Annotated in this window: 13 protein-coding genes; 6 read left to right on the top strand and 7 right to left on the bottom strand. The window is 64.3% G+C overall.

What is annotated here, in order from left to right; translation table 11 throughout:
* The first annotated feature begins 6 nt into the window (after positions 1–6).
* Positions 7–540, top strand: coding sequence for a carbon monoxide dehydrogenase subunit G (locus IPF49_18590; GenBank protein ID MBK6289597.1), 534 nt, complete (start codon positions 7–9; stop codon positions 538–540).
* A 281-nt stretch (positions 541–821) separates the two neighbouring features.
* Here the strand turns inward: IPF49_18590 and IPF49_18585 are convergent, their stop codons facing one another.
* The 7 genes from IPF49_18585 to IPF49_18555 all read right to left on the bottom strand — a co-directional run bounded on the left by IPF49_18585 (position 822) and on the right by IPF49_18555 (position 6,456).
* Positions 822–1,886 carry a succinylglutamate desuccinylase/aspartoacylase family protein gene (locus IPF49_18585; protein MBK6289596.1) on the bottom strand — a complete coding sequence of 355 codons (1,065 nt, stop codon included), beginning with the start codon at positions 1,884–1,886 and terminating at the stop codon, positions 822–824.
* Positions 1,873–2,805, bottom strand: a complete 933-nt coding sequence (gene rimK / locus IPF49_18580) for a 30S ribosomal protein S6--L-glutamate ligase (protein MBK6289595.1) — start codon at positions 2,803–2,805, stop codon at positions 1,873–1,875. Before rimK ends, IPF49_18585 begins: the two co-directional genes overlap by 14 nt.
* A 5-nt stretch (positions 2,806–2,810) precedes the next feature.
* A complete protein-coding gene (locus tag IPF49_18575) occupies positions 2,811–3,278 on the bottom strand; it encodes an ATP-dependent zinc protease (GenBank protein ID MBK6289594.1) in 468 nt (155 codons plus the stop codon).
* Between the two features lie 200 nt (positions 3,279–3,478).
* Positions 3,479–4,201 carry a L,D-transpeptidase family protein gene (locus IPF49_18570; protein ID MBK6289593.1) on the bottom strand — a complete coding sequence of 241 codons (723 nt, stop codon included), beginning with the start codon at positions 4,199–4,201 and terminating at the stop codon, positions 3,479–3,481.
* 285 nt (positions 4,202–4,486) lie between these two features.
* Positions 4,487–4,747 (bottom strand): acylphosphatase, encoded by a 261-nt coding sequence (locus tag IPF49_18565; GenBank protein ID MBK6289592.1) that lies wholly within the window; start codon positions 4,745–4,747, stop codon positions 4,487–4,489.
* A 4-nt stretch (positions 4,748–4,751) separates the two neighbouring features.
* Positions 4,752–5,198: a TlpA family protein disulfide reductase gene (locus IPF49_18560; protein MBK6289591.1), complete on the bottom strand. Its 447-nt coding sequence runs from the start codon at positions 5,196–5,198 to the stop codon at positions 4,752–4,754.
* On the bottom strand, positions 5,182–6,456 hold the full coding sequence (locus IPF49_18555) for a YihY family inner membrane protein (GenBank protein ID MBK6289590.1): 1,275 nt from the start codon (positions 6,454–6,456) through the stop codon (positions 5,182–5,184). The genes IPF49_18560 and IPF49_18555 overlap by 17 nt, the downstream gene beginning before the upstream one ends.
* An 80-nt stretch (positions 6,457–6,536) precedes the next feature.
* On the opposite strand from IPF49_18555, the gene wrbA reads away from it, so the two are divergent.
* The 5 genes from wrbA to IPF49_18530 are packed head-to-tail and all read left to right on the top strand — an operon-like array spanning position 6,537 to position 10,833.
* The gene (gene wrbA / locus IPF49_18550; protein ID MBK6289589.1) at positions 6,537–7,154 is read left to right on the top strand and encodes an NAD(P)H:quinone oxidoreductase; all 618 of its coding nucleotides are present in this window, start codon (positions 6,537–6,539) and stop codon (positions 7,152–7,154) included.
* Positions 7,151–7,531, top strand: a complete 381-nt coding sequence (locus IPF49_18545) for a DUF2069 domain-containing protein (GenBank protein MBK6289588.1) — start codon at positions 7,151–7,153, stop codon at positions 7,529–7,531. Before wrbA ends, IPF49_18545 begins: the two co-directional genes overlap by 4 nt.
* Before the next feature lie 16 nt (positions 7,532–7,547).
* The gene (sppA, locus tag IPF49_18540; GenBank protein ID MBK6289587.1) at positions 7,548–9,386 is read left to right on the top strand and encodes a signal peptide peptidase SppA; all 1,839 of its coding nucleotides are present in this window, start codon (positions 7,548–7,550) and stop codon (positions 9,384–9,386) included.
* A 3-nt stretch (positions 9,387–9,389) separates the two neighbouring features.
* Positions 9,390–10,472 carry an aminopeptidase gene (locus tag IPF49_18535; GenBank protein MBK6289586.1) on the top strand — a complete coding sequence of 361 codons (1,083 nt, stop codon included), beginning with the start codon at positions 9,390–9,392 and terminating at the stop codon, positions 10,470–10,472.
* 7 nt (positions 10,473–10,479) lie between these two features.
* Positions 10,480–10,833, top strand: a complete 354-nt coding sequence (locus tag IPF49_18530; protein MBK6289585.1) for a diacylglycerol kinase family protein — start codon at positions 10,480–10,482, stop codon at positions 10,831–10,833.
* The last annotated feature ends 5 nt before the right edge of the window (positions 10,834–10,838 follow it).

Raw genomic sequence — 10,838 nt, 5'->3', positions numbered from 1 at the left:
CGCGGCATGATCATCGAAGGACGCGAACATGTGGCAGTGGCGATCAGCGAAGTCTGGCGGGGCCTGAACGATACCCGGACCTACCGCGACAGCATGCCCGAACTCACCTCGCTGGAGGAGACCCGGCCCGACCATATGGACGCGGTACTGGAGCTGAAACTGGCGGCCATCAGCGGTCGCTTCGAAGGCAGTCTCGATGTGCTGGAGCGTAACGAACCCGAGCGCCTGAAGCTGCGACTGGAGGGCAAGGGCAGCCCTGGTTTTGTAGTGGGCGAAGCCGAGTTGCTGATGAATGAAAGCGGCGACGGTACCGATATCCATTACCGGCTCGAGGTCCAGGTCGGCGGCCAGATCGCACGTCTCGGCCAGCGCATGATCGCCGGGGTCAGCAGGGAAATGGCCGGGAATTTCTTCACCGCTTTCGAACAGCTGATGCAGGGACGTGAAAAACCCCGGGCGCTCAACCCGGTCATTGCCATGATCCGTTTGCTGTGGCAAAGCCTGCTCCGCATGCTGGGCTTGTCCCGACGCGGCGGTTGATCGATTGATCGGCCGCATCCGTCACAGCAAGGCAGGGATGGCTAATGCCGTGGTCCACGACCGGGCGCTGCGAGGGGCTCCAGGGCGAACTGCGTGAGCGGCTGTGCCGCTCCATCGCGCGCTCTGCGGTGGCCGAGAAACGGCCCACGGTGACCGTGCAGGGGAATGGGGTGTACTTGCTCGAGACGCCGTACTGGCGGTGGCGATCCCGCAGTGCCGGGGGCATGACAAGGCCGATCCCGCAGTGCCGGGGGCATGACAAGGCCGATCCCTGCCACCGTTCAGACGATGGGCGGCTGGTTGTCGACCGACTCCAGGTCGGGATCGGACAGCATGTTCTGGAACGCCTCGACCTGCTCGGCCACCGAATGGCTGCTTTCGAACAGGGCGATGTGGAACAGCGCATCGCCCTCGTTGACCAGCGGCAGGTTGTTGCGCCCCAGCACGATGCCGTCGCACGGGGCATTCACGTCCTGCTCGCGCTCGCCGAACGGATCGCTGATGGTGCCAAGCACCTCGCCCATCTTGACGCGCGCACCCAGCGGCGTCACGAAACGGGTGATGCCGGCTCCCGGTGCGCGCACCCAGCGCGTGGAGCGCGCCACCATCGGCTCGGTTCCGGGGCGGACGCTGCGCGTCCTGCGCAGCATGCCGAGCGCGCGCATCACGTTCAGAACGCCGCGCACCCCCGCGCGCACGCAGAACTCGTCGAAGCGCAGCGCTTCCCCGGCTTCGTAGAGCAGGGTGCAGACGCCCATGTCGGCCGCCACCTGGCGCAGCGAACCGTCGCGCATGCTCGAGTTGACCAGCACCGGCACATCGAAGGAGCGCGCCAGTGCGTGCACCTGCGGGTCGTCCAGGTTGGCCCGGATATGCGGCAAATTGGCGCGGTGTCCGCCGCCGGTGTGCAGGTCGATGCCGTGGGTGGCCTTCGAAATAATCTCTTCGAGAAAGAGGTTGGCGAGACGCGCGGTCAGCGAGCCGTTCGGCGAACCCGGGAAACTGCGATTGAGATCACGCCCGTCCGGAAGGTAGCGCGAATGATTCAGAAACCCCAGCACGTTGACGATCGGAATACAGATCAGGGTGCCCTTGAGGCGCTCGGGGGTGATCGAACGGATCAGGCGGCGCACGATTTCGACGCCGTTTATCTCGTCGCCGTGGATCGCGGCACAGACAAAAAGTGTCGGGCCGGCGACACGCCCGCGGATCACCTGCACCGGCATGCTGACCGCGGTGTGCGTGTAGAGGGCGGCGAACGCGATGTCGATATTGGCGCGCGTGCCGGGCTTGACCGGCACGCCGCCAATGACGAGTTCGGTGCCGTCGGGTTTAGCCTTTGCCACGGGTACGGGTCTTGGCGCCAGGGCCTTTCTTTTCGATGAATTCGATCACCTTGCCGGCCACGTCCATGCCGGTGGCCTCCTCGATGCCGCGCAGCCCGGGTGATGAATTGACCTCCATCACCACCGGCCCGTGGTTCGAGCGCAGCATGTCGACGCCGCACATGTTGAGTCCCATCACGCCGGCGGCACGCACCGCGGTCGAACGCTCCTCGGGGGTGATCTTGATCAGCGAGGCCTTGCCGCCGCGATGCAGGTTCGAGCGGAACTCGCCCTCTGCCGCGGTGCGCTGGATGGCCGCGACCACCTTGCCGTCGATCACGAAGGCGCGGATGTCGCAACCCTTCGATTCCTTGATGAACTCCTGTACCAGGATATTGGCGTCCAGCCCCATGAATGCCTGGATCACGCTTTCGGCGGCCTTCTTGGTTTCGGCCAGCACCACGCCCAGCCCCTGGGTGCCTTCCAGCAGTTTGATCACCAGCGGGGCGCCACCGACTTCGCTGATCAGGTGATCGATGTCATCGGGCGAATGCGCAAAGCCGGTGACCGGCAGTCCGATGCCCTCGCGCGAAAGCAATTGCATCGAGCGCAGCTTGTCGCGGGCACGCGAGATCGCCACCGATTCGTTGACCGAAAAGGTATTCATCATCTCGAACTGGCGCACCATCGCGGTGCCGTAGAACGTGATCGAGGCACCGATGCGCGGGATGATTGCATCGAAGCTGTTGGGTTTGAATTCCTTGCCCTTGTAGTGAATCGTCGGGTTGTGCGAGGTGATGTCCATATAGCAGCGCAACACGTCGATCACCTCGACCGAATGTCCGCGGGTCTGGGCTGCCTCCACCAGGCGCCGGGTGGAATACAGCTTGGGATTGCGCGAGAGGATGCCGATCTTGAGCGGTCTGGCAGGCGGGGCTATCACGGTCAATTCGGTTCTCCGGTTCGGGTTGGTCGAGGCAGTGCCAATTTGCGTTTGCCGAGCACATACGATCGGGCGGGATCGACCGTGTAGCGGCCCGCCAGCGCGGTACGGCCGAGCAGCAGGCGAAAGCGCATGTCCTCGCGATTGGTCAGGGTGATTTCCACCGGCCAGCCGATGTTGCCGAGCATCAGCGTCGAGACGATGACGATGCGACGTTCGCGGTGGCCACCGGAGTCGGTCACGATGCGTTCGTCGACAATGGGTGCTTCGAAGAAAGTTTCGCTGAGCCGCAATCGCTGGCCGGGATCGAGCAGTACCCTAACATATTCCGCGCCCCGCCTGCTGAAGCGCTCGATACTCTTGCTGTGCAGCGCGGAGGAACGGGCACCGGTATCGAGCTTGGCCTTGATGGCGCCGACGCCGAGCTCCGGCAAGGCGACCCATTCGCGCCAGCCCGCGGTAGGTCGGATTGTTCTCGATAACCCTGCTGTCTTGGGCTTGCGCAACGTTCCGCCTCGTTTTTGGTGTTCAAGGAAGGGTTTTACTGCGCCGTGCGGTGCAGCGCGACGCCTGCGGTGCCATCCCGCTGCCGGTGATTTCCTGGTTGTGACTTGATCGGGCGCTTGGCGAAATCCTGCCTGGCATCGCGCGCCGGGCAGGCAGTCGTCGTTCAGGGGCGAATCTCGATCGGTGTGCCGTCGGCCACGGTGACCCACAGCTCATCCATTTCTTCATTGTTGAGGGCGATACAACCCTCGGTCCAGTCTTTCTTGCTCGCCAGCCGGTAGATGCGGCTGAGCGAGGGAATGTAATGCTCGCCATGGATCATGATCATGCCGCCGGGGCTTACCCCGCGCTTCAGTGCCTGCAGGCGATCGTTCTCGTTCGGGTAGGAAATGTGTATCGATTTGTAGAAGCCGCTTTTCGGGTTGCGCCAGTCGAGTGTATAGACGCCTTCCGGGGTGCGCAGATCACCTTCCTGCAGCTTCGGTCCCTCGGGCGCCTTGCCCAGCGAAATCCGGAATTCACGAAAGGTCTGACCATTTCTCATCAGGAACAGCTTGCGTTCGGACTTGTCGACGACCACGCGATCCGCCTTCGGGCGCGTGTCTGCAATCAGCGCGGTCGCGGACTTGGAGGAGGGTTCGGATTTCAGCAAACCCAGTGCGCGCAGACGCTGATAGGCGCGTGGCAGGACATCGGTTTCGGTCAGGGAGGTGGCGGTTGGCACCGCTACCGTGCGGCTCGGCCGCGTCGAAGGAGCAGGCAGCGATATCACGGGTGCGCTTTTCGCCGCCACCGGCGTCGCGGCCTCGAGCAGTCCATGGCGCTGGAGCACGCTGTAAGCATCGGGAACCGGGTCTGAAGTGGCCAGCGAATCGGCCACCGCCATCGATGGATTGCCGGCCGGCAATAGCGCCAGCGCGAGCAGAAAATTGCGTATGCCCGACCGAAGCACGCCTCGCTACCCCTTGGATTACCCTTTCTGTCCAGTTCCAAGTATAGCGATTGCCCTAATCAATGCCAGAGCTCGTTGCCGCGAAGGCAGGCTTTCGGTCAGATGGACGCGGGCGAGCGCAAGGAATCGTTTCGCACCCGGGCGATGGACCGGAAAGTGGTTGCACTGTATCCGCCGCTCGATCAGTTGATCGAGCGCCTGCGTACTGCCGATGCCGTATCAGGCGGTGGAGAATCCGGGGGCGCAGCACGCGGCGCTGACCACCTCGAGCGGTTCCACCCGCGACCATTTAGGCCCCTGTTGCAGCCGCTCGATGAAGCGCTCGAGTGCCGTGTTCTCGCCGCAGGCAAGAATCTCCACCCGTCCGTCGGCGAGATTTCGTGCATACCCCGAGATCCCGAGTTCTTGTGCGGCGCGGCGTGCGAATGCGCGATAGCCCACGCCCTGCACCTTGCCGCTCGCCATTACCCGGCGGCACATCGTGTCAGGGCGCTTGCGTGGCAGCGCCAAGGCTTGCCACGGTCTGTGGGCCGAGCAGCGTCGCGCGCAGCTTGCCGTCGGGGTCGATCACGAAGGTCGTCGGCAATGCCTGTGGTCGCGGGTAGCCGAAACGTGCGGCAGGGTCGGATTCGAGCAGGGTGGTGGTTATCCCGAGACGCCGTGCCTGTTCGCGCAGGGCATCACCGCGGGCACCGTCGTAGTTCACCATCAGTACCCGGGCGCGCATGGCGTTGAGTCGTGCGAATTCGTTCAGCTCCGGGATCTCCTCGATGCAGGGCTTGCACCATTCGGCCCAGTAATTGATCAACAGCCACTCGCCGCGGGTCTGTGCCAGGGGGTCGGGTGCGTCGGCAGGTTGTTCGCGCGCGCAGCCGGCCAGCAGCAATATCGTCAGCAGCAAGCGCGCGAGGCGCTCAGTTCGCGGGCTCATTTATGTCCTCCGGACTGTTGAACAATTCACGCAGGCTCTGCTCCATGCTTTGTTGCGCGCGCGCATCGGCGAGTGCGATGGCGGTGTGGGCCTGGCGATACCAGGCGGGCAGATCGGCGAGACCAGCGTCCGGGAGCAGCGTCTCGGGAGCGCCGATCAGGCGGTACAGCGCCCACAGCGATACGCTGCCGTCATCCGTGCCCAGAACGTACTCGCCGTGCTGCGTGAGGCGCAGCATGCGGGCGTCGAGCAGCCGCTGGCGGATGATTTCCCAGCGCTGCGGATCGATCGTGAAGCGCCCGAGCAGCCAGCCGTGCTCGAGGACCTCGCTGTCGCACAGAACGCCGCCGCTGCGGTGCAGACGGCTCAAGCGCTCGAGCACGCCGAGCGCCGCAAACAGATCGGGTACCTGCAGGGCACGCTGGCCGCGGTAGTTGGCCAGGGAGTAGACGAATTCCGCGCCAGCCAGCAACACCAGCCATGACAGGTACAACCACAACAGGAACAATGGCAGCGCCGCAAACGCGCCGTAGATCAGCGTGTAGCTGCTCCTGGCCACCACCCAGGCGAACAGGGTTTTGCCGGACTCGAACAGCAGCATGCTCACCAGTCCGCCGATCGCCGCATGACGCAGCAGTACCCGGCAATTGGGCACCGCCACGAAGATCAGGGTGAAGGTCACGAACGTGAGAACCTCCGGCAGAACTCCGAACAGCAGGGATTTCAGCTGTTCCGTCTGTGGTACCGCGCTGAACACCGACAGCGAGAACAGGTAGGTGCTGATCAGCAGGCCGGCGCCGAGCAACAACGGTCCGAGACTGAGAATCGCCCAGTACAACACGAAGCGCGCCACGCCGCGCCGTTCCTGGCGAACCCGCCAGATATGGTTGAAAGCCTGTTCGATGGTTCTCAGCATCAGCCATGCCGATACCACGAGCATCAGCGTCCCGGCGAGTGTCAGCTTGCGCGCCTGTTCCGCGAAGCCGGCGAGATACTGCTGGATCTCGGCGCCGGTGCTCGGCACGAAATGCTGGAACACCAGGGTCTGGAGCTGATCGCCGAGAGCCTGGAATCCCGGCACCAGGGAGAGGATCGAATAAAACACGGTGAGCATGGGTACCAATGCGAACAGCGTCACCCAGGTGAGCGCCGCCGCGGTCTGCTGGCAGCGATCCTCGATCATGCGCCCGCCCAGGTAGCGCAGGAAGCCGCCCACATCGGCAATGATCGCGTCTATCGGTCGTGATCGGTCGGACATGTTGCTGGTCTATAATCCCTGCTCTTGCGTCGATGCATTTAACCAGACCGATCCGGACACGTCATGCCCGCAGCGCTCCCATGAGTACCCCCGACCCCTACGTGCTGGTGCTCTACTACAGCCGTCACGGAGCCACCGCGCGTCTCGCTGAGCAGGTCGGCATCGGGGTCGATTCGGTGCGTGGCATCGGGGCACGCTTGCGTACCGTGCCGGCGGTGTCGACCGTGTGCGAGCCGGGCGAGCCGGATATGCCGCAGGCGGGCGCATTGTACTGCGAGGAAGACGACCTGCGTAACGCGGCCGGCCTGGTGCTCGGCAGCCCCACGCGTTTTGGCAACATGGCCGCGGCGCTGAAATATTTTATCGATGGCACTTCCAGCCTGTGGCTGAGCGGCGCGCTGATCGATCGGCCGGCGGGTGTGTTCACCTCCACCGCGAGCCTGCACGGCGGGCAGGAGAGCACGCTGCTCAGCATGATGCTGCCGCTGTTGCATCACGGCATGGTGTGCTGCGGGCTGCCCTACAGCGAGTCCGGCCTGATGCAGACCGGCGCTGGAGGCACGCCCTACGGTGCATCGCACTGGGCGGGCGCCGACGGGGCGCGCCCCGTCGATGCGCACGAGACGGCGCTGTGCCAGGCGCTCGGTCGGCGCATCGCACGCCTGGCGCTGGCGTTGCCGCGCGGAGCGCCGCGATGAGCACCGGTTCCTTGCACCGCAGGGTCTTGCTTGCACAACGTGTTGCGCTCGGGTGCTACGCGATGCTGATCCTGCTGCTGTCGATCGAGGTGTTCGGCATCGTGCGCCTGGAGCCGGCATCGCGTGCCTTCTGGTGGGTTATCTCGATCGGGCCGCTGATCGTCTTCCTGCCGGGCTTGTTGCGCGGGGCATGGAAGACCTATCTGTGGCTGTGCTTTGTGCTGTTGGCATACTTCATGTTCACGGTCGACGAGTTGTTCCGGACACCCGCGGATTCCAGGGAATGGCTCGAACTGCTGTGCAACGTGATTCTTTTCAATGCGGCGATGTTCTATGCTCGCTGGCGCCAGCGGGAAATCGCCGGTCGCAGTTCCTGAACGGAGAAAATCGCGCATGACACAAGAGCGCAAGAGTCTGATCCGCCGCTTCTTCGGTGGGTTGTGGGCGCTGCTGACCTGGTTGAGGACATCCCTCGCAAACCTGTTCTTTCTGCTGTTTATTGCGATCGCGATCGTGATGTTTTCGGCCGATCGCGGGGCCGGCATACCCGAGCGCGCCGCGCTGGTCGTGGACCCCTCGGGGCGCGTGGTGGAACAACTGAGTATCGTCGACCCGTTGGCGCAACTGCTGGGCGGTGCCGAGGGTCAGGATCGCGAAACGCTGCTCAAGGATATTCTCGATGCGATCGTGCATGCGCGCGATGACCAGCGGATCGGCGCGATCGTGCTCGCCACCGATGCCCTGAAAGGCGCGGGTATCACCAAGACGCGCGACATCGCCGCGGCGCTCGAGGCCTTCCGCTCCACCGGGCGCAAGATCATCGCGATCGGCGATTCCTATTCGCAGGACCAGTACCTGCTGGCCGCGCAAGCCGACGAGATCTGGATGCATCCGATGGGCATGGTCGATCTCAGCGGCTATGCGGCCTATCGCAATTACTATGGTGATGCACTCGAAAAACTGAAGATCGACCTGCACGTTTTCCGTTCGGGAACTTTCAAATCAGCCTTCGAATTCATGGAACGGGGCAATATGTCGGACGCCGACCGGATAGCGACCGGCAGCCTGCTGCAGGAGATCTGGAGCGCTTATACCGGCGTGGTTACCGTACGGCGCAAGCTGCCCGCCGAGGCGGTCGATCACTACGCCAACGGCATCGATGCCATCTTCGCGCGCCACGGGGGCGACGCAGGGGCTGCGGCCATGGAGTACGGTTTCGTGGATTCGCTGATGACCCGTGGCGAGATGGACGCGACGCTGGCGGAAATGGTGGGAGAAGACGACGAGGGGCATTTCTCGGCGGTGAATTTCCGCGATTACCTGAGCGCCGTGCGCCCGGTCTTCGAACTCGATGGCGAGCGTGGCGAGGCGGTCGTTGGCGTGATCGTGGCGAGCGGGATGATTCTCGACGGCAAGCAGCCCGCGGGCAATGTGGGCGGGGATTCGCTGGCGGCCCTGGTGCGCGAGGCGGCCAGGGATGACAGCGTGAAAGCGCTGGTTCTGCGCATCGACTCGCCCGGTGGCAGTGGCTTCGCCTCCGAGATCATCCGCGAGGCGTTGCTCGAGTTTCGGGCCACCGGCAAGCCGCTGGTGGCATCGATGGGCAGTGTCGCCGCATCGGGAGGCTACTGGATTGCCGCGCCCGCCGATGAAATCTGGGCAAGCGCCACCACGCTCACCGGCTCCATCGGTGTGCTGAGCGCATTTCCGAGTATCGCACGGGGACTGAACGAGCTCGGCATCAACAACGACGGCCTGGGTACCACCTCGATTGCCGGGGGGATGGACCTCTCGCGTCCGCTGTCGCCGCAACTCGAGGCGGTACTGCGGATGGCAAATGAGCATACCTACCGCCGGTTCGTCGATATCGTGGCCGACGGGCGCAAGATGAGCCCGGAAAAAGTGGAGGAGGTCGCGCAGGGGCGCGCCTGGACCGGCACCCAGGCACAGGCCAACGGGCTGGTCGATCAGTTGGGCAATCTGGAGCAGGCGCTGGCCGCGGCCGCGCGCCTGGCCAAGCTCGACAGTTACGATACCCGCTATATCGAGGAGCCGGCATCGTGGAGCAGCCAGTTGCTCGCGAGGCTTTCGCTGTCACCGGATACGTTGTTGGGCAAGGCGTTGAGCGGTGCGCATATGCTGTACCTGCCGCCTGAGCCGCTGACGTTGCTCGGGCGTTTGCAGGATCCGCGCTCGCAATACGCGATCTGTACCGTCTGCGCCGTGTTCTGATCCGTGTGGCGTCGGCGAGGTGTGCTGCTGGCAGCGTTTGCCATGGCGCTCCCGGGTTGCGAAAGCATGTCCTACATGGGGCAGGCTGCGTGGGGACAGGCGCAACTTTTCGCGGCGCGTCAGCCGCTCGAGCGCCTGCTCGCTGATCCTTCAACCGATTCCGCGCTGCGGGAACGGCTGCGCACGGTGAACGGGTTGCGCGAATTCGCGCGTCAGTCGCTGGGAATGGAAAATACGCGCGGTTTCGACAGTTTTGTCGCCACTGGTCGCGATTTCGTGGTGTGGAACGTGGTGGCGAGCGGCGAGTTCTCGGTAACCGCGACCAGCTGGTGCTTTCCGGTTGCCGGTTGCGTGAATTACCGCGGCTATTTCGAACGTGCGCGCGCCGAGCGCTTTGCCGCGAAAATGGCCCGGCGCGGTTTCGATACCCATGTTTACGGGGTGACCGCCTACTCGACGCTTGGCTGGTTCGCGGATCCGGTGCTCGATACCTGGATCGATCGTGACGAGCCTGCCCTGGCGGCACTGGTATTCCACGAGCTGGCCCACCAGGTGCTGTACGCAAGCGGCGATACCGAGTTCTCCGAGAGTTTTGCCCGCGTCGTGGAACGCGAGGGTGTGCGCCGCTGGCTGGCGCAGGAAGGCGACGACACCGCGTATGCGCAATACCTGCGCGAGCAGCAGACCGAAGCGCAGTTCTCCGCACTGCTGGCGGCGACGCGCGAGCGGCTCGAACTGCTGTATCGACAGCCGCTCGCGGCGCCGCTGATGCGCGAGCGCAAGGCGAGTGTACTGGAAGATCTGCGCACCGAGTATGCGCGGGCAAGCGCAAGCTGGCCGGCACCTGAGCGCTTCGATGCCTGGATGCGTGCTCCGCTCAACAACGCGCGCCTGGCCAGTCTCGCGAATTACCAGCGCTGGGTGGGCGCCTTCGAGCAATTGCTGCTCGAGCACCAGCGCGATCTGTCCTCGTTCCATGCCGCCGCCCGCGTCCTGTCCGAGCTTCCTGCCGCCCGGCGCGAGGCGCGATTGCTGGTCCTGGAGCACGCAGCTACCATGACGTCCGATGGAAATTTCACGGAGTAGCGGCGCGATGGTGCGCGGACGGATTGCAAGTTTCAGGTATGCCTTCGCGGGGCTGTGGGTGATGATCCGCACCCAGCCCAACGCCTGGATACATGCCGTCGCGACGCTGGTGGTGGTTGGCGCCGGAATCCATTTTGCGCTGCCCGGGCGTGACTGGGCCTTGCTGGTGGGTGCGATCGGACTGGTGTGGATGGCGGAATCGCTCAATACCGCGATCGAGTTCCTGGCCGATGCCGCGGTACCGGACCATCATGCGCTGATCAAGCACGCCAAGGACATTGCCGCGGCGGCGGTGCTGCTGGCCTCGCTCGCCGCGGCGCTGATCGGCGCGCTGGTTTTCGCGCCCCATCTCCTCCTCTGAGAGGC

It is taken from the genome of Gammaproteobacteria bacterium (assembly GCA_016705365.1).
Lineage (GTDB): Bacteria > Pseudomonadota > Gammaproteobacteria > Pseudomonadales > UBA5518 > UBA5518.
The sequence above is the reverse complement of the archived record's forward strand: the minus strand, read 5'-3'. Positions and strand labels throughout refer to the sequence as shown.